At 76.0% G+C, this 17,331-nt stretch carries 15 protein-coding genes and 1 pseudogene; 8 read left to right on the plus strand and 8 right to left on the minus strand.

Translation table 11 applies throughout. The annotated features are described in order from the left end of the window. On the plus strand, positions 1 to 2,577 hold a 2,577-nt coding region (locus tag EF903_RS14080; protein ID WP_148142521.1), incomplete at its 5' end, for a DEAD/DEAH box helicase. Continuing rightward, complete coding sequence (locus EF903_RS14085) at positions 2,574 to 3,788, plus strand: SWIM zinc finger family protein (protein WP_125543563.1); 1,215 nt, start codon at positions 2,574 to 2,576, stop codon at positions 3,786 to 3,788. The genes EF903_RS14080 and EF903_RS14085, both read left to right, overlap by 4 nt. Here the strand turns inward: EF903_RS14085 and EF903_RS14090 are convergent. After that, positions 3,769 to 4,341 carry an HAD domain-containing protein gene (locus EF903_RS14090; RefSeq protein ID WP_125543564.1) on the minus strand — a complete coding sequence of 191 codons (573 nt, stop codon included), beginning with the start codon at positions 4,339 to 4,341 and terminating at the stop codon, positions 3,769 to 3,771. The genes EF903_RS14085 and EF903_RS14090 overlap by 20 nt on opposite strands. A 125-nt stretch (positions 4,342 to 4,466) precedes the next feature. On the opposite strand from EF903_RS14090, the gene EF903_RS14095 reads away from it, so the two are divergent. Beyond that, positions 4,467 to 5,153 (plus strand): chaplin, encoded by a 687-nt coding sequence (locus tag EF903_RS14095; RefSeq protein WP_125543565.1) that lies wholly within the window; start codon positions 4,467 to 4,469, stop codon positions 5,151 to 5,153. A gap of 13 nt (positions 5,154 to 5,166) precedes the next feature. Here the strand turns inward: EF903_RS14095 and EF903_RS14100 are convergent, their stop codons facing one another. Continuing rightward, positions 5,167 to 5,907 (minus strand): DUF2293 domain-containing protein, encoded by a 741-nt coding sequence (locus tag EF903_RS14100; protein ID WP_125543566.1) that lies wholly within the window; start codon positions 5,905 to 5,907, stop codon positions 5,167 to 5,169. 76 nt (positions 5,908 to 5,983) lie between these two features. Continuing rightward, positions 5,984 to 7,429: a WGR domain-containing protein gene (locus tag EF903_RS14105; RefSeq protein ID WP_125543567.1), complete on the minus strand. Its 1,446-nt coding sequence runs from the start codon at positions 7,427 to 7,429 to the stop codon at positions 5,984 to 5,986. Positions 7,430 to 7,522: 93 nt separating this feature from the next. On the opposite strand from EF903_RS14105, the gene EF903_RS14110 reads away from it, so the two are divergent. After that, positions 7,523 to 8,167 (plus strand): uridine kinase, encoded by a 645-nt coding sequence (locus tag EF903_RS14110; protein ID WP_125543568.1) that lies wholly within the window; start codon positions 7,523 to 7,525, stop codon positions 8,165 to 8,167. Positions 8,168 to 8,189: 22 nt separating this feature from the next. Here the strand turns inward: EF903_RS14110 and EF903_RS14115 are convergent, their stop codons facing one another. Both EF903_RS14115 and EF903_RS14120 read right to left on the minus strand, forming a co-directional pair. Then, positions 8,190 to 9,119, minus strand: coding sequence for a carbohydrate kinase family protein (locus EF903_RS14115; RefSeq protein ID WP_260615251.1), 930 nt, complete (start codon positions 9,117 to 9,119; stop codon positions 8,190 to 8,192). Further along, entirely contained in the window at positions 9,116 to 10,060 is a 945-nt protein-coding gene (locus tag EF903_RS14120; RefSeq protein ID WP_125543569.1) for a pseudouridine-5'-phosphate glycosidase, read from the minus strand. The genes EF903_RS14115 and EF903_RS14120 overlap by 4 nt, the downstream gene beginning before the upstream one ends. Before the next feature lie 153 nt (positions 10,061 to 10,213). On the opposite strand from EF903_RS14120, the gene EF903_RS14125 reads away from it, so the two are divergent. Beyond that, on the plus strand, positions 10,214 to 10,618 hold the full coding sequence (locus EF903_RS14125; protein ID WP_125543570.1) for a cupin domain-containing protein: 405 nt from the start codon (positions 10,214 to 10,216) through the stop codon (positions 10,616 to 10,618). Here EF903_RS14125 and EF903_RS14130 read toward each other — a convergent pair. The 3 genes and pseudogenes from EF903_RS14130 to EF903_RS14140 all read right to left on the minus strand — a co-directional run bounded on the left by EF903_RS14130 (position 10,584) and on the right by EF903_RS14140 (position 13,405). Beyond that, on the minus strand, positions 10,584 to 11,882 hold the full coding sequence (locus EF903_RS14130) for an MFS transporter (RefSeq protein WP_125543571.1): 1,299 nt from the start codon (positions 11,880 to 11,882) through the stop codon (positions 10,584 to 10,586). The genes EF903_RS14125 and EF903_RS14130 overlap by 35 nt on opposite strands. A 34-nt stretch (positions 11,883 to 11,916) precedes the next feature. Continuing rightward, positions 11,917 to 12,417: pseudogene (locus tag EF903_RS14135) on the minus strand (methylated-DNA--[protein]-cysteine S-methyltransferase); the annotation flags it as partial. Positions 12,418 to 12,481: 64 nt separating this feature from the next. Continuing rightward, positions 12,482 to 13,405: a glycerophosphodiester phosphodiesterase family protein gene (locus EF903_RS14140; RefSeq protein WP_125543572.1), complete on the minus strand. Its 924-nt coding sequence runs from the start codon at positions 13,403 to 13,405 to the stop codon at positions 12,482 to 12,484. Between the two features lie 243 nt (positions 13,406 to 13,648). Between EF903_RS14140 and uvrB the strand changes: the two genes are divergently transcribed. The 3 genes from uvrB to EF903_RS14155 all read left to right on the plus strand — a co-directional run. Further along, entirely contained in the window at positions 13,649 to 15,802 is a 2,154-nt protein-coding gene (uvrB, locus tag EF903_RS14145) for an excinuclease ABC subunit UvrB (protein WP_125543573.1), read from the plus strand. A 78-nt stretch (positions 15,803 to 15,880) separates the two neighbouring features. Then, on the plus strand, positions 15,881 to 16,459 hold the full coding sequence (locus EF903_RS14150) for a TerD family protein (RefSeq protein ID WP_125543574.1): 579 nt from the start codon (positions 15,881 to 15,883) through the stop codon (positions 16,457 to 16,459). An 86-nt stretch (positions 16,460 to 16,545) separates the two neighbouring features. Further along, on the plus strand, positions 16,546 to 17,331 hold a 786-nt coding region (locus EF903_RS14155), incomplete at its 3' end, for a TerD family protein (RefSeq protein WP_148142522.1).

Raw genomic sequence — 17,331 nt, forward strand, 5'->3', positions numbered from 1 at the left:
ACCCGGGCCTGGGCCACCGCCGCCACCCAGGCGCTCGCCCTCGCCGCCCGGGGCCGCCTGCTGCCCGGGCTCACCGCCGACGACACCGCCGCCTGGCGGGCCGGCCCCCTCGCCGCCGACGACGTCGCGGCGCTGCGTGCGGTCGCCGCCGCCCTGCCCGCCGAGGGCCACGCCGTGCCGCTGCCCGGCCGCCGCCCCCTGTCGCTGCCCGAGCCGGAGGCGCTGGTCCGGGCGTTCCTCGACGCCGTCGCCGACTGCCTGCCGCGCACCCCGGCCGCGCCGGTCGCCGCCGGGCTGCCGTTCGCGGCGCAGGAGCCGCAGCGGGTGCCCGAGCTGCGCGACTGGGCGGCCCGGATCGCCGACGGCGCCGACGCGGGGGTGGGGCTCTCGCTGCGGCTGGACCTGTCCACGTTCAGCCTCTTCGACGACACCGGGCCCGGCCCCGAAGACGCCCCGCAGACCGAGGTCCGCCGGGCCGGAGCCGCCGTCGTCCAGGTGCACAGCCTTTCCGACCCGACGCTCGTCACCGACGCCGGGGCGCTGTGGGCGGGTGCCGCGCCCGCCGGGTTCGGGCCCCGCGCCCGGATCGACGCCGTCCTCGCCCTGCGCCGGGCGGCCCGCGTCTGGCCGCCGCTGCTGCGGCTGCTGGACCAGCCCGCCCCCGACGCGCTCGCCCTGTCCGACCCCGAGCTGGAGGACCTGCTGGGCACCGCCGCTGCCCGGCTCGCCGCCGCCGGGGTCCCCGTCCACTGGCCGCGCGAGCTCGCCCGTACGCTGACCGCGACGGCGACCGTCCGGGCCACGGCCCCCGGCTCCGCCATCGACGGCACGGCCTTCTTCGACGCCGCGCACCTCTTCGCGTTCTCCTGGGAGATCGCCCTCGGCGGCGACCGGCTCACCCCCTCCGAGATGGACGCCCTCGCCGACGCCCACCGCCCGGTGGTCCGGCTGCGCGACCAGTGGGTGCGCGTCGACCCCGAGCTCGTCCGCAAGGCCCGCAAGCGGGACCTCGGCCTGCTGGATCCGGTGGACGCGCTGACCGCCGTCCTCACCGGGACCGCCGAGGCCGACGGCGAGCCGGTGGAGGCCGTCCCCGTCGGCGCGCTCGCCGCCCTGCGCGACCGGCTCACCGCCGAGCTCGCACCGCTGCCCCAGCCGCCCGGCCTGGCCGCCACCCTGCGCGACTACCAGGCCCGGGGCCTGGCCTGGCTTGACCTGATGACCTCCCTCGGCCTCGGCGGCTGCCTCGCCGACGACATGGGACTCGGCAAGACCGTCACGCTGATCGCGCTCCACCTGCACCGCGACCGCCCCGAGCCGACGCTGGTGGTGTGCCCGGCCTCGCTGCTCGGCAACTGGCAGCGGGAGATCGAGAAGTTCGCGCCCGGCGTGCCCGTGCGCCGCTTCCACGGCGGCGACCGCAGCCTCGACGGCCTGGCCGGCGGATTCGTCCTCACCACGTACGGGACGATGCGCGCCGGCGCCGCCCGGCTGGCCGACCAGCCGTGGGGCCTCGTCGTCGCGGACGAGGCGCAGCACGTCAAGAACCCGCACTCGGCGACCGCGAAGGCGCTGCGGACGATCCCGGCGCCGGCGCGGGTGGCGCTCACCGGGACACCGGTGGAGAACAACCTCTCCGAGCTGTGGGCGCTGCTCGACTGGACGACTCCGGGGCTCCTCGGCCCGCTGGCGGCGTTCCGCGCCCGCCACGCGCGGCCGGTGGAGCACCAGTCGGAGGAGGACGGCGGGAACGAGGCGGCGGTCGCCCGGCTCGCCGCGCTCGTCCGGCCGTTCCTGCTGCGCCGCCGCAAGAGCGACCCGGGGATCGCACCCGAACTGCCGCCCAAGACCGAGACCGACCATCCCGTGCCGCTCACCCGCGAACAGGCCTCGCTGTACCGGGCCGCCGTCGACGAGGCGATGGCCGTGATCGAGGGGAGCGGGGGGATGGAGCGCCGCGGCATGATCATGAAGCTGCTGGCGTCGCTGAAGCAGATATGCAACCACCCCGCGCAGTACCTGAAGGAGGACCGGCCCCGGATCGCGCACCGCTCGGGGAAGCTGGCGCTGCTCGACGAGCTGCTCGACACGATCCTCGCCGAGGACGCGGCGGTGCTGGTGTTCACGCAGTACGTGACGATGGGACGGATCATCGAGCGGCACCTCGCGGCGCGGGGCATCCCCCACCAGTTCCTGCACGGCGGCACCCCGGTCGCGCGGCGGGAGGAGCTGGTGCGCCGCTTCCAGGCGGGGGAGGTGCCGGTGTTCCTGCTGTCGCTGAAGGCCGCCGGGACGGGCCTGAACCTGACGCGCGCCGGGCACGTCGTGCACTTCGACCGGTGGTGGAACCCGGCCGTCGAGGAGCAGGCCACCGACCGGGCGCACCGGATCGGCCAGGAGCGGCCCGTACAGGTCCACCGGCTCATCGCCGAGGGGACCGTCGAGGACCGGATCGCCGAACTCCTCGAATCCAAGCGGGCGCTGGCCGAGGCGGTCCTCGGGTCGGGCGAGGCCGCGCTGACCGAGCTGACCGACCGGGAGCTCGCCGACCTCGTGTCCCTGCGGAGACCCGCATGATCACCGCGCGGGACGACCGCCGCCGCACCTTCGCCGCCCTCCCCGCCGGAGCGGACGCGGCCACCTGGTGGGGCAGGGCCTGGGCGGCGTCGCTGGAGCGTGCCGCGCCCGACGCGGCACGCATGGAGCGCGGGCGGGCGTACGCGGCGGAGGGGCACGTCGAGGCCGTCACGGTCACGCCGGGCCGGATCGTGGCCTACGTACGGGGCAGCCGCGCGCGCCCGTACCGGACGGAGCTGGCCCTCGGGGTGCTCGCCGACGCCGAGTGGGAGCGGCTGCTGGAGGCCGTGGCCGCCGACCCGGCGGCGCTGGCCGCCCTGCTGGAGCGGGAGGTTCCGCAGGTGTTGGCCGAGTTGGTCCTGCCCGGGCCGGGCGAGCTGCTGCCGCGCTGCTCCTGCCCCGACACCGGCCGGCCGCCGTGCAAGCACGCCGCGGCGCTGTGCCACCGGGCGGCCCGCCTCCTCGACGAGGACCCCTTCGCCCTGCTCCTGCTGCGCGGCCGCGGCGAGCGGGAGCTGACCGCCGAGCTGGCCCGCCGCAACGCCGCCCACGCCGCACGGGAGCGGCCCGCCGCCGCGGCCGGCTTCCCTGGCGTCCCGGCGCGCGCTGCCCTCTCCCGTACGGTGCTGCCGCCGCTGCCGGCCCCGGCCGCGGCCCCGGCCGCGCCGGCGGTGCCGCCCGGCTGGCCGCACGATCCCGCGGCACCCGGCGCGCCGGACCCGCTGGCCCTGGACCAGCTCGCCGCGGACGCGGCCGCCCGGGCCGTGGCGCTGCTGGCCACCGGCGAGGACCCGTTCGGCGGGCTCGGCCTGTGGCAGGACGCCGTCCGGCTCGCCTCCGCCCACCACACGGCCGGCCTCACCGGGCCGGCCCGCACCCTGTACCGGGACCTGGCCCGCGCCACCGGGCGGACCACGACGGACCTGGCGCGGGCCGCGGCCGCCTGGCGGCAGGGCGGCCCGGCCGGCCTGGCCGCCCTGGAAGAGCCGTGGGATCCGCCGGCCGGTCCCTTCGACCGGGCCCGCCCGGCGCTCCTCGCCGCCGCGCAGGGCTCCTTCCGCCCGGAGCGCAACCGGCTCACCTGCGCGACGCGCCAACTCCGGCTGGGCCGCGACGGGCTCTGGTACGCGTACGAGTCCCGGCCGGGCGCCGAGGACTGGTGGCCGACGGGCACCCCTTCGCCTGACCCGGTCAGCGCCCTGGCGGGATGACCTCGTCGGACCCTGCCGGCCCGAGCCGGTCGGCCCAGGCGTGCAGCGCCGCGAAGTCGCGGTCGCGCAGCCCGCGGCGGGGGCGGATGCGCAGCAGCAGGGCGGGCGCGGGGTGGTGGGCGGCGACCCATGCCCGGTCCCGCGCGTTGATCATGTCGTCCACCCACGCGAAGGGGCGGCCCGCCGCCCAGTCGAGGAGCATGCGGGTCTTCCAGGACAGCCCGTCCGGGTCATGCGGGAACAGCTCCGACCATTCGATGTACGGGAGGTCGCCGGGCAGCCCGATGTGCGGGGCGATCAGAGTGTTGGCCTCGTCCATCCACGTCGTGGCCCAGGCCAGTTCGTACGGCAGGGCCAGCAGCAGGGCCCCGTGCCCGGGATGGAGGCGGACGCGCGCGCCGCGGCGGGCCGATCGGGAGTTCGGGCGCCGGAACGACATCCACACCGAGGGGTGCATGCGGTGGCTGGTGTAGCCGCGGAATCCGGCGGTGTAGGAGCGGAAGGGGTTGAGGGGGCCGTCCACGTCGAGGAAGAGCAGGGGTCGCTGAGTCATGGGACGGCCATACCCCCTACTCGATCGGGTGAAATGTCCTGCCCCTCTATAACCCGAATGGGTTTAAGGCGTTGTTCCGGTGCGGGTACATGGCCCGTCAACTTCTCCGGAAGGCAGGGAATCTGATGCGTCACAGTCGCCGTAACGGCCTGATCGCGACGGCGGTCGCGGGAGGGGGACTCGCGGTCGCGGGTGTGAGCGGCTTCGCGTACGCCGACGCGGACGCGAGCGGCTCGGCCGAGCGCTCGCCGGGGCTGCTGTCCGGGAACCTGATCCAGCTGCCGGTGAACACGCCGGTCAACGTGTGCGGGAACACCGTGAACGTGGTGGGCCTGTTGAATCCGGCGGCGGGCAACAGCTGTGCCAACACCGGTTCGGGCAAGGCGTCCCCGCCGGCCGGGGGCAGCAGCACCGGCGGCGGCTCCCACGCGGAGGGCGGGGCGACGGGGTCGCCCGGCGTCATCTCCGGCAACGGCATCCAGCTGCCGGTGTCCCTCCCCGTCAACGTCAGCGGGAACTCCGTGAACGTCGTCGGCATCGGCAACCCGTCCATCGGCAACAGCTCCGTCAACGGCGAGCAGCCGAAGCCGCCGCAGCCGGTCGAGCCGCCGAAGCCGGTCAAGCCGGTGACGCCCGCCAAGCCGGTCCAGCCCGTCGCGCCGCCGAAGGAGCAGCCGGTGGTCCAGGCGGCGCCGCCGAAGGGCCCGGCCCTCGCCCACACCGGCGCCGACGGCATGGGCTACCTCGCGCCCGCCGCGGCCGGCATCCTCCTCGGCGGCGCGCTCCTGTACCGGCGGTTCCGCGTCCAGTAGGCGCTGCCGCCGGTCAGGGCGGGGCGGCCGCCGCGGCATCCGGCACCGCCCCGGCGGCCGGAGCCGCCGCCGCGCCGGGGCCGGCCTCCGGGGCGGGGGACTGCGGAGGGACGCGCCAGGCGTCCAGGACCGCGTCGATCCGCGCGGCCAGCCGGGCGCGGGCCGCGAACCGCGGCACCCCCGCCATCAGCAGCGCGTCGTACTCGGTGTCGGTGTGCCGCACGGCCGCCCGCACCGCCACGTACACGGCGGGCTCGTCCAGGGCCCGGCCGGCCGCGGTACGCCCCACCCGGCCGCTGCCCCGCACCGAGGCGTGCGCGGCGATGGCCTGCGCCCGGTCCGCGGGGCAGCCGGGGAACAGCCGCAGGATCTCCGCGGCGAACGCCGCCGTGAAGCGGACGTCCTCGGCGGCCCGCCGCAGCCGGTCCCGCTCGCGGCGGCGAGCCCGCGCCTCCGCGTCCGCCAGGCAGGCGCGCTCCGCCCGGGCGAGCGCGGCTTCCTCCACGTACACGCCCTGCCGCTCGTGGCGGTGGCGGCGCCTGTTGAAGCGGACGACGACCGCCGACAGCGAACTCGCCTCCCTGGCCCGCCGGGTGAGCGCCGCGTCCCCGCGCGGCAGGTAGACCAGGTGCCCGAGGTCCGCGCAGTCCAGGCAGCGCGGCACCCCGGCCTCTCGCACCAGGTGCCGCAGCGGGCCGCGGCGGCACCGGGCGCAGTGCACCGGCTTCGCCGACTCGAACACGACCAGGCTCATGACGATGTGATACCGCCGTCCGGGCCGGTTATCACCTTGCCGGGCCGCCCCGTCGGCGCCCGCAGCGGGCCGGGGCTCAGACCAGGCGGCGGATCTCTCCGCGGACCCGGTAGAAGCCGCCGGAGGCCGCATGCAGCCCGTCGACCACGTAGCGGGCGCCCGGCTCCCTGATGCCCCGCGGGAACTGCACGTTCCACGACGGCTCGTAGCCGCCCGACACCACGTGCACCCGCAGCCGCCCGCCCTGCTGGACGCACTCCACGACCACGGCGTCCACCGGAGCGGCCGCCGCCGGGACGACCGCCACCGCCGCGGCCGAGGCCGCCGGGGTGTACACGGGCAGCGCCGCCGCGGACTTCACGTCCACCGCCGCCGGGACCGTGCCCTCCCGGGCCGCCGAGATCGCCGCCTCGCTCGCGTCGACGCAGACCAGCGAGCCGTCCGTCGTCACCAGGTACAGCCGCTCGTCCAGATACTGCATGGACAGCGCCGAGCCGCTGCCCGTGCCGAGCTTCCACAGCCGCCGCCCGTCCGCGTCGAAGCAGTACACCGACGAGGACGAGTCGCCCGCGAAGACGTGCCGGCCGTCGGGCGACGTCGCGCACGAGTACACCGCAGCGTCACAGCGGAACGTCGCCTCCAGGGCGCCCGTCTCCTTCGAAAGGCGCTGGACGCAGTGCCGCGCCGTGCCCGCGAAGACCGCGTCGTCCTCCTGCCAGCCGAACAGCACCTGCCCGTTGGTCCGGGTGTGCCACAACTGGCCGCTGCCGTCCGGCGCGTAGGCCGTCACGCCGTCCACGTGCCCGTGGTACACCGCGTCCGCGTCGGCCCGGACCATCCACGCCTGCGCCCCCGACGACTTCCGCGACCACTGGAACTCGTCCTCGTGGTCGATCACCGTCAGGCCGCCGTTCGCGTCGGCGACGTTCAGCACGCCCTCGCGGATGTCCAGCCAGAAGATGTCGACGTCCTCCGCGATGTCGTACGCCTTGAACGGGACCTTCGAGGAGAGGTCGTACACGGCGCCGTCGTCACACCCCGCGTAGATCCAGAACTCGTCCGCCACCAGGCACTTGACCCCGTCCGGCAGCGAGTAGCGGGCCAGCACCTCGCCGCCGTGGCTCAGCGTGTACACGTCGCCCGCCTGGTTGCCGACCCAGCAGCGGTCCTCGTCCACGTGGATCCCGAAGGCCGAGGCGCCCGTCCGGAACCGCCACAGCACGGGGGCGACCGCCCGCGCCGTCGACGGCGCGGAGGCCACCTGGCGGCGCGTCACCGGGCGGGCCGCGCGCTGCCCCTGGACCGCGGGCGCGTATCCCTTGCGGATCTTCTCCCCGATCTTCTTCGCGGCGGCCGCACGCGCCCTCTCGACGGTCGGGAACGACGACTGCTGCACCTGCCCGGCGGCCCCGATGCGCCCGTAGCGCACCACCACGGTGGTGCCGTCCACGACGACCTCGTAGAACTTGTGCGCCCCGCCGCCGTCCTGCGACAGCTCCAGGTACGTGGTCTCGCGAGCCATGACAGACCCCTCCCCAAGGTCGGGCCGACGGCTCCGTCCCGCCGGTGATCCCTTCGGGGACGAAGCTAGGGGCGGGCACTGACAATGGGACGCGTGCACCTGGAACCGATCACCTGGCAGCGGATGGCCGAGCGGCTCGCCGGCCACCTGGACGAGCACGCGCCCGGCGCGGACGCGCCGGCCTGGCAGCGGGTCGGCATCGACGGCGCGCCCGCCGCGGACACCGGCGGCCTTGCCGCGCTGCTCGCGGACGCCCTGCGCGCCCGCGGCCGCGCCGTCCTCGCCGTCCCCGCCGAGGGGTTCCTGCGGCCGGCGTCCCTGCGGTTCGAGCACGGCCGCCGGGACGCCGACTCCTACCTCTCCGGCTGGTACGACACCGGCGCCCTGTGGCGGGAGGTGTTCGGCCCGACCGACCCGGGCGGCACCGGGCGCGTCCTGCCCGACCTGTGGGACCCGGCGACCGACCGCGCCACCCGCAGCCCCTACGCCGAACTCCCGCCCGGCGCCGCGGTCATCGTGCACGGGCCGCTGCTGCTAAGCCACTGGTTCCCCTTCGACCTCAGCGTGCACATCCGCCTCTCCCCGGGGGCGCTGGCCCGCCGCACCGGCGAGGCCGAGCGCTGGACCCTGCCCGCCTTCGCCCGCTACGAGGCCGAGACCGACCCCGCGGCGCTCGCCGACGCCGTCGTCCGGGCGGACGACCCCCGCCATCCCGCCTGGACCGGCCTGCGCCGCTGACCCGCCGCAGGGCGCCCGGCCGTTACGGGCGGCCGCCCAGCCGGGCCACCGCCAGGGCCGCCGACCGGCAGCCCGCCCGGGCCGCCCCGGCCGGATCCGCGCCCGCGAGCCGGGCCGCGAGGAACCCGCCCGTGAAGGCGTCCCCCGCGCCCGTGGAGTCCACCGCGCGGGCCGGCTCCGCCGGGACCTCCGCGACGACCCGGCCGCCCTCGGCGACGAGCGCGCCCGCCGCGCCCCGCGTGGCCACCACCAGCGGCACGCGCCGGCTCAGCTCCGCCGCGGCCCGCGCGGCCCCCGCCGAGGCCGGCAGCCCGGCCAGCAGCAGGGCCTCGTCCTCGTTCGGGAGCAGGACGCCGATCCCCGCCGCCGCCCGCAGGAAGCGGTCCGGGCCGAGCGCGGCGAGGAAGCCCGCCGAGGCCGGGTCGACGCTCACCGGCACCCCGCGCCCCACGGCGTCGGCCAGCGCCGCGGCGGCCAGGGTGCGGGCGGAGTCGGCGAAGAACAGGTAGCCGGAGAGGTGCAGGTGCGCGACCCCGTCCAGCAGGTCCGGCGACCAGTCCGCGGGGCCGAGCCGCAGCGCGGCCCCGCCGTCCGTCAGGAAGGTCCGCTCCGTGTCCCGGCCGACCAGGGCGACCACCGTCCCGGTCGGCTCGGCCGCGTCTATGAGCAGGCGCGGCCGCACCCCGGCGGCCAGGAGGGCCCGCTCGTGCCACCGCGCGGACTCCGCGCCCACCCGGGCGAGCAGGCGCACCTCCGGGGCGCCGGCGTGGGCCGCCCAGCAGGCCGCGTTCGCCCCGGCGCCGCCCGGCAGGGTGCGGATGCGGGCGGCGGTGTCGGTGGCCGGGGCCAGCGGCTCCGAGTGGACCGCGACCACGTCCGTCACCACGTCCCCGACGACCAGCAGCGCCCCCGGCCGCGGCGCGCCGCCGGGGGATCCGCCGGCCGCCGTCACGGGCGGGCCGCCCAGGCCGCCGCGATCCGGGCGCCGAGCACCACGTTGCCCCGCACCGCCGCCAGGTTGGCCTCCAGGGAGGCCCCGCCGGTGGCCCGTACGAGGTGGTCCAGGAGGAACGGGGTCACGGCCTGGCCCGTGATGCCGCGCCTGCGGCCCTCGTCGAGGGCCTCGGCCAGGACCCGGTCGTGCAGCTGCGGATCCAGCTGGTCCGCCTCGGCCACCGGGTTGGCGACGACCAGGGCCGACTCCGGTCCGCCCAGGGCGTCCTGGGCGGCCATCATCCGCGCCACCTCCTCGGGGCGGTGCACGGTCCAGTCGACCGGTTCGCCGGAGTCCGCCAGGTAGAAGCCGGGGAAACGTTCCGTCCCGTAGCCGACGACCGCCACCCCGAGCGTCTCCAGCCGCTGGAGCGTCGCCGGCACGTCCAGGATCGACTTCACTCCCGCGCACACCAGAGTGATCCGGGTCCGCGCCAGCAGACCCAGGTCCGCCGACTCGTCCTGGGTCTGCGCGTACCCCCGGTGGACGCCGCCCAGCCCGCCCGTGGCGAAGACCCGCAGCCCGGCGCGCGCGGCGAGGAACGCGGTCGCCGAGACGGTCGTCGCCCCGGTCGCCCCCGTCGCGAGGGCCGCGGGCAGGTCCCGGTGTCCGAGCTTGCGTACGCCCTCCCCGGCCGCGATGCGCTCCAGCTGGTCCTTGTCGAGGCCCGCGTGCGCCACCCCGTCGATGACGGCGACCGTCGCCGGTACGGCCCCCTCCGCGCGGACCGCGGCCTCCAGCTCGGCGGCCACCGCCAGGTTGCGGGGCCGCGGCAGCCCGTGCGTGATGATCGTGGACTCCAGGGCCACGACCGGCTGTCCCTGCTCGACCGCCTCGCGGACCTCTTCGGACAGGACGGGCCCGGCGGGCCGCGGCGCAGATGCTGAGTGCTGTGACATGTCCCCATCCATGGCACCGGATCAGCACCGGCAAACACCCGGCGGCCGGTCCGGTGGGGGCGCGGCGCTGGACACAGTGCCTTGTTCCGCGGCGCGGACCCGGACACTCCGGCCACCCCGGAGCGGCCCCCCGCCGCACTACGCTGGCGCCCCATGAGCACCAGTGATCACAGCGCCGCGGCCCCCGCGTCCTTCGCCGTCAGCGTGCCCGACCTCCCCGACGCCGCACTCGAACCGGAGGAGCTCGACCCCGCGCAGGTCCTCTCCGGGAACCCCGTCGTCACCGGCAAGGTGCTGTGGGAGTCGCCCGACGGCAGCCAGGTCCGAGGGATCTGGCAGATCACCCCCGGAGTCGTCACCGACACCGAGGCCGACGAGCTGTTCGTGGTCGTGAGCGGCCGGGCGACGGTCGAGGTCGAGGGCGGCGCGGCGCTGGAGGTCGGGCCGGGCTCCGCCTGCGTCCTGCGGGAGGGCGACCGGACGGTGTGGACCGTCCACGAGACCCTCCGCAAGGTCTACCAGATCACTTCCGCGCCGCGGCCCGCCGACGGGCGGTGAGCAGGGCGAGCGCGGCCATCGGCAGCAGCAGCGCCGCGGCGATCGCGTTCAGCCAGCCGTAGCCGGCCGCGGACATGACCAGGCCGGAGGCGGCGCCGCCGACCGCCGCACAGGTGTTCATCGTCAGGTCGCTGAGGCCCTGGACGGCGGCCCGCGCACCGGCCGGCACCGAGTCGGTGAGCAGCGCGGAGCCGGAGACGAGCCCCGCGGACCAGCCGAGGCCGAGCAGGAACAGGCCGAGGGCGCTCTGGCCGTGGTTCGGGCCGGCGGTGCCGGCCAGCAGCGCGGCGAGCGCCAGCAGTCCGGCGGCCAGGCCGATCACGGAGAGCCGGCCGAGGCGGTCCGCGAGCCAGCCCATCACCGGCGAGAAGGCGAACATCCCGGCGATGTGGCCGCTGATCACCAGGCCGATCAGGTGCAGCCCGGCGCCGTGGTGGCCGAGGTCGACCGGGGTCATCACCATGATCGAGACCATGGCGGTGTGCGAGACGGCGACGGCGACCAGCGCCACCCGGGCCCGCGCCGACGCCCGGACGGCCGCGATCCCGGCGCGCAGCGAGTGGCCGGCGTTCCCGTGCTCGTCGGGCCCGGCGAGCGCGCGGGCGGTCAGCAGGGGGTCCGGCCGCAGCAGGACGGCGAGCAGCAGGCCGGTGAGGACGAAGACGGCGCCGGCCCACACGAAGGGGCCCGCCGTCGCGGGTATGGAGGTGCCGGCGAAGCTGCGGCTGGCGGGCGCGGAGAGGTTCGGGCCGAGGACGGCGCCGAGGGTCGACGCCCAGACGACCACGGAGATGGCCCGCGCCCGGTGGTCCGGGGCGGCGAGGTCGGCGGCGGCGAACCGGGCCTGGAAGTTGGCGAAGGAGGCGGCCCCGAAGGCGGCCATGCCGAGCATCAGCAGCGGGAAGCTGCGGACCACGGCGGCCAGCACGACGAGGGCCGAGCCCGCGGCGCCGATCGCGTACGCGAGCACGAGGCCGGGGCGGCGGCCCCGCGCGGTCATGAGTGCGGCCAGCGGCAGCGAGACGGCGGCCGTGCCGATCACCGAGGCGGTCGAGGCGAACCCGGACAGGGCCTCGCTGCCCCCGACCTCGGTGGCGAGGACCGGGGCCAGGGCGATGCTGATCGGCACGCCGACGCCGCCCAGGACCTGGGAGGCGATCAGCACCCACGAGGTGCGGCGGCGCAGCCGCGGCAGCTCCGCCGGGTCCACGGCGGCGGCCGCGGGCCCCGCGGTTCCCGATCCGGCGCCGGGTGCGGCGCTCACGCCGGACGCCCGCGGGGCGGCACCGGCAGCGGCTGCCGCAGCCGCCGATCCCCCCGTCGTTCTCCACGACCCGGTGGCAGGCGACCACCAGCGGCAGCGGGTTCGACCCCATCGCGTGCCCCACGGCCTGGGCGCCGCCCGGCCGGCCGACGCGGGCCGCCAGCTCCCCGTACCCGATGACCGACCCGTACGGCACGGAGCGGTCCAGTTCCTGCAGGACCTCCCGGTTGAAGCCGGTGCACAGCCGCCAGTCCAGCGGCAGCGCGAAGCGGCGCAGCGATCCGGCGAAGTAGTCGGCCAGCCTGCGCACCGGCTCGGCGAGCAGGACCTCCGCGCCCGGCTCCGGCCGCCGGGCCCGCGCGCCGAGCCGGGCGGCCACCGCGTCGACCGCCGTGCGGACCCGGGCCTCGGAGCCGGCGTGGAAACCGACCTTGACGAGGCCCTGCGGGGTCGCGGCCAGCAGCAGCGGGCCGATGCCGCTGGGGACGACGGTCCATTCCAGGTACGGCCCGTCCGGCCGCTCGGTGGTGTCCACCCCTCCACCGTACGGGCGCCCTCCGACAGCGCCGCCCCGCCCGGGGGCGGCCGCCCGGCCGGGGTCAGGGCACGAGCGAGCCGAGCACCGCCTCCTGCACCGCCCGCTGCACCACGTCCGGGGCGTTCGAGATGATCCCGTCCACGCCCATGTCGCGCACCTTCCGGGCGGTCACGGCGTCGTCGACGATCCAGGTGTCGACCTCCATCGCCTTGCCGTGTGCCCCGACCAGCCCGTGCACGGCGGCCACCCAGTCGGCGGAGATCGTGGTGTGCCAGGGGTTGATGCGGTCGGTGAACTCGGCGTACGCGGGCAGGTCGGCCACCGGCGGGGTGCCCAGGAAGGCCGTCACCACGTCCGGCCGCAGGCCGTGCACGATGCGCACGCAGTCGGCGCTGAAGCTCTGCACCACCAGCCGGCGCTGCACGTGGGCGGTGTCGAGCCAGCCCTCCTCCTCGAGCACGCGCAGGGTCTGCTCCTCGATGCCCGGGTAGAGCTCCGGCTTCTTGATCTCCAGCAGCAGCCGCTGCCGGTTGCGCTGCACCCGGGCGAGGTACTCCCGCAGGGTGGGGACGCGGGCCCCGGCGAAGGAGGCGCCGAACCAGCCGCCCGCGTCGAGCCGGGAGATCTCCTGCGCCGTGAAGTCCCGCACCCGCCAGGGCGCCCGGCCCGGGAAGACCTCCTCGGCGTCGGTCGTGCGGGCCAGGGTGTCGTCGTGGATCACCACGAGCTCGCCGTCCTTGGTGCGCTGGACGTCGTTCTCCACCCAGTCGAAGCCCAGCCGCATCGCCGCGTCGACCGCGGCCAGCGTGTTCTCGGGCGCGTAGGCCGAGGCGCCCCGGTGGGAGTACACGACGGGGCCGGGCAGGCCCGGCGTCGCGGCAGGGGCGCCCGGATCGGCGGCGGCCGCCGCGGACGCCCCGCCGAGCGCGGTGAGGGCGAAGCCCAGGAAGGCGGCGGCGGCCGCTGCGGCGGGTCGGAGGTACATGTGTTCTCCCTCGGGTCGTGAACCCTGCTGCTGCGTCAGACGGGCGCGCGGCGGCAGCCGTTGCCGTGGTGACTCACTGCGGTGTCCGTTGGGGCGATCATGGGCTCGAAGATCACAGGGCCGCCACCGAACTACGACAAACGGACCAGAACGGGGGAACGGCGCGCGGCGCGGCCCGTGCGCCGGGGGCGGCGCCGCCCGACGGGGTCGGTGACTGTCGGCGCGGGGTCGTACGGTGGAGTCATGCGGCCCGTATCGAAGATCGAACGCACGGTGGCGCCTTTCGAGGTCGTCAGCCCCTACCAGCCCAGCGGCGACCAGCCGGCGGCCATCGCCGAGCTGGAGAAGCGCATCCGCGCAGGCGAGAAGGACGTCGTCCTGCTGGGCGCGACCGGCACGGGCAAGTCGGCCACCACCGCCTGGATGATCGAGAGGCTCCAGCGCCCCACCCTGGTCATGGCGCCGAACAAGACGCTGGCCGCGCAGCTGGCGAACGAGTTCCGCGAGCTCCTGCCGAACAACGCCGTCGAGTACTTCGTCTCGTACTACGACTACTACCAGCCCGAGGCCTACGTTCCGCAGTCGGACACGTACATCGAGAAGGACTCCTCCATCAACGAGGAGGTCGAACGGCTGCGCCACTCCGCGACGAACTCGCTGCTCACCCGGCGCGACGTCGTCGTGGTCGCGTCCGTCTCCTGCATCTACGGCCTGGGCACGCCGCAGGAGTACGTCGACCGGATGGTCCCGCTCAAGGTCGGCGAGGAGATCGACCGCGACCGGCTGCTGCGCCGCTTCGTCGACATCCAGTACACGCGCAACGACCTCGCCTTCACGCGCGGCACCTTCCGCGTGCGCGGCGACACCATCGAGATCTTCCCCGTGTACGAGGAACTGGCCGTCCGCATCGAGATGTTCGGCGACGAGATCGAGGCCCTCTCCACCCTGCACCCGCTGACCGGCGAGGTCATCAGCGAGGACCGCGAGCTGTACGTGTTCCCGGCGAGCCACTACATCGCAGGGCCCGAGCGCATGGAGAACGCGATCCGCGGCATCGAGGCGGAGCTGGAGGCGCGCCTGGCCGAGCTGGAGAAGCAGGGCAAGCTGCTGGAGGCGCAGCGGCTGCGCATGCGCACCACCTACGACCTGGAGATGATGCGCCAGATCGGCTCCTGCTCCGGCATCGAGAACTACTCGCTGCACATGGACGGCCGCGAGCGCGGCTCGGCGCCCAACACGCTCATCGACTACTTCCCCGAGGACTTCCTCCTCGTCATCGACGAGTCGCACGTCACGGTCCCGCAGATCGGCGCCATGTACGAGGGCGACGCCTCGCGCAAGCGGACCCTCGTCGACCACGGCTTCCGGCTCCCGTCGGCGCTCGACAACCGGCCCCTGAAGTGGGAGGAGTTCCAGGAGCGCATCGGCCAGACGGTCTACCTGTCGGCGACCCCGGGGGCGTACGAGCTCTCCCGCGGCGACGGCTTCGTCGAGCAGATCATCCGCCCCACCGGCCTCGTCGACCCGGAGGTCGTCGTCAAGCCCACCGAGGGGCAGATCGACGACCTGGTGCACGAGATCCGGGAGCGCGTCGAGCGGGACGAGCGCGTCCTGGTCACGACCCTCACCAAGAAGATGGCCGAGGACCTCACGGACTACTTCCTGGAGCTCGGCATCGCCGTCCGCTACCTGCACAGCGACGTCGACACGCTGCGCCGCATCGAGCTGCTCCGCGAGCTGCGCGCCGGCGAGTACGACGTCCTCGTCGGCATCAACCTGCTCCGTGAGGGCCTCGACCTGCCCGAGGTGTCGCTCGTCGCGATCCTCGACGCGGACAAGGAGGGCTTCCTGCGCTCGGGAACCTCGCTGATCCAGACGATCGGCCGCGCCGCGCGCAACGTCTCCGGCCAGGTCCACATGTACGCGGACAAGATGACCCCGGCGATGGAGAAGGCGATCGAGGAGACGAACCGGCGCCGGGAGAAGCAGATCGCCTACAACACGGCCAACGGAATCGACCCGCAGCCGCTGCGCAAGAAGATCAACGACATCGTCGCGACCATCGCCCGCGAGGAGCTGGACACCGAGCAGCTCCTCGGCACCGGCTACCGGCAGGCCAAGGACGGCAAGGGGGCCAAGGCCCCCGTGCCGGCGCTGTCCACCGCCGGGGCCGCGGCGGGCAGGGCCGGCGCGGGCAAGGCCGCCAAGGGCGGCCGGGCCGCCGCGGTGGCCACGGACCGGCCCGCCGAGGAACTCGCCGCGCTGATCGAGCAGATGACCGAGCGGATGCGGGCCGCGGCGGCCGAGCTCCAGTTCGAGGTCGCGGCCCGGATCCGGGACGAGGTCGGCGAGCTGAAGAAGGAGCTGCGGCAGATGAAGGAGGCGGGCCTCGCCTGACAGGGGACGGGCTCAGTAGGGTGGCGGACAGCCGCAGGTACACGCTTGCCTGGGGGTGGCTATGAAAGGGGACGGCGCGTGACGGTCAACTTGTCCAAGGGACAGGCCATCAGTCTTACGAAGGGCGACGGGGGCACCCTGACCTCCGTCCGGATGGGCCTCGGCTGGCAGGCGGCCAAGCGCCGCGGGCTGTTCGGGTCGCGCACCCGCGAGGTCGACCTGGACGCCTCCGCGGTGCTGTTCGCGGAGAAGCAGCCCGTGGACGTGGTGTTCTTCCGGCACCTGCAGAGCGACGACGGCTCGGTCCGGCACACCGGCGACAACCTCGTCGGCGGCGCCGGCCAGGGCGGCGACGACGAGTCGATCCTCGTCGACCTCCAGCGCGTGCCGGTCCACATCGACACGATCGTCTTCACGGTGAACTCGTTTACCGGCCAGACGTTCCAGGAGGTGCAGAACGCCTTCTGCCGCCTCGTCGACGAGCCCAACGGCCAGGAGCTGGCCCGCTACACCCTCGACGGCGGCGGCCAGTACACGGCGCAGATCATGGCGAAGGTGTCCCGGGCCGGCGCCGGCTGGCAGATGACGGCCATCGGCGCCGCCGCCAACGGCCGCACCTTCCAGGACCTGATGCCGGCGATCCTGCCGCACCTGTAGAGACACCGCGCACCGCGCCCGGCCGGGCGCGGTGCACCGACCGACAGCACGACGGCACGGCACGAGGCACGGGGGAGGGCTGCACGATGACGGCCGAACTGGTCCGGGGGCAGAACCACCCCCTGTCCCGCACCCGGGTGGAGATCGGGATCGCGGCGGACACGCCGGTGCTCGCCCTGGTCGCCGCCTGCGACGACACCGGCCGGATGGCCGGCCCCGGCGCGCTCGCGCACCCCGGGGCCCCGACCGTCCTGCCAGGGCTCGCCTCCCCCGCGGAGGCGGCCGGCGTGCACCGCTTCGCCGTCGACCTCGAAGCCGTGGCGGCCTCCGTGCACCAGCTGCGCGTCGTCCTCGCGCTCCCGCCCGGCGGGCCCGCGCGCTTCGGCTCGGTCGCGGCCCCGCGGGTGGCCGTCGCCGAGCCGGGGGGCGCCGACCTCGCCGGGTTCGCGCTCGCCGGCCTGGACGCCGAGGGCGCCGTCGTCGCCCTGGAGGTCTACCGCCGCCAGGGAGCCTGGAAGGTCCGCGCCGTGGGCCAGGGTTACGCCGACGGCCTTCCCGCGCTCCTCGCCGACGCCGGGCTCACCGCGCCGGCCGCCGCGGCACTCGCCTCGGCGGCGCTGGCCGCGGCGGCGGGACCGGCCGGGGCGGGCGCCGCGGCCGCCCGGGACGGCGCCGGGATCACCGCGGTGCCCGCCGCGGCCGCCGGCACGCACGGCCTCCCCGGCCCGCAGGAGACCCCGCCGGCCGGCACCGCCGCGGGCCCGGCGGGAGCAGCGCCGGACGCGGGCGGGCCGGCCACCGTGCCCGGTCCCGTCCCCGCCCCCGGGACCCCGTACGCCGGAGCGCCCGGCCCGGTGCCCGCGGCGGACGGC

This window comes from Streptomyces sp. WAC05292 (assembly GCF_003949955.1).
Taxonomy (GTDB): Bacteria; Actinomycetota; Actinomycetes; order Streptomycetales; family Streptomycetaceae; genus Streptomyces; species Streptomyces globosus.

Excerpts from the sequence above, each read along its gene's own strand:
- uvrB (WP_125543573.1), top strand. The coding sequence starts at position 13,649 with ATGCGGCCCGTATCGAAGATCGAACGCACGGTGGCGCCTTTCGAGGTC.
- EF903_RS14120 (WP_125543569.1), bottom strand. The coding sequence starts at position 10,060 with ATGTCACAGCACTCAGCATCTGCGCCGCGGCCCGCCGGGCCCGTCCTG.
- EF903_RS14095 (WP_125543565.1), top strand. The coding sequence starts at position 4,467 with ATGCGTCACAGTCGCCGTAACGGCCTGATCGCGACGGCGGTCGCGGGA.
- EF903_RS14085 (WP_125543563.1), top strand. The coding sequence starts at position 2,574 with ATGATCACCGCGCGGGACGACCGCCGCCGCACCTTCGCCGCCCTCCCC.
- EF903_RS14105 (WP_125543567.1), bottom strand. The coding sequence starts at position 7,429 with ATGGCTCGCGAGACCACGTACCTGGAGCTGTCGCAGGACGGCGGCGGG.
- EF903_RS14140 (WP_125543572.1), bottom strand. The coding sequence starts at position 13,405 with ATGTACCTCCGACCCGCCGCAGCGGCCGCCGCCGCCTTCCTGGGCTTC.
- EF903_RS14090 (WP_125543564.1), bottom strand. The coding sequence starts at position 4,341 with ATGACTCAGCGACCCCTGCTCTTCCTCGACGTGGACGGCCCCCTCAAC.
- EF903_RS14125 (WP_125543570.1), top strand. The coding sequence starts at position 10,214 with ATGAGCACCAGTGATCACAGCGCCGCGGCCCCCGCGTCCTTCGCCGTC.
- EF903_RS14100 (WP_125543566.1), bottom strand. The coding sequence starts at position 5,907 with ATGAGCCTGGTCGTGTTCGAGTCGGCGAAGCCGGTGCACTGCGCCCGG.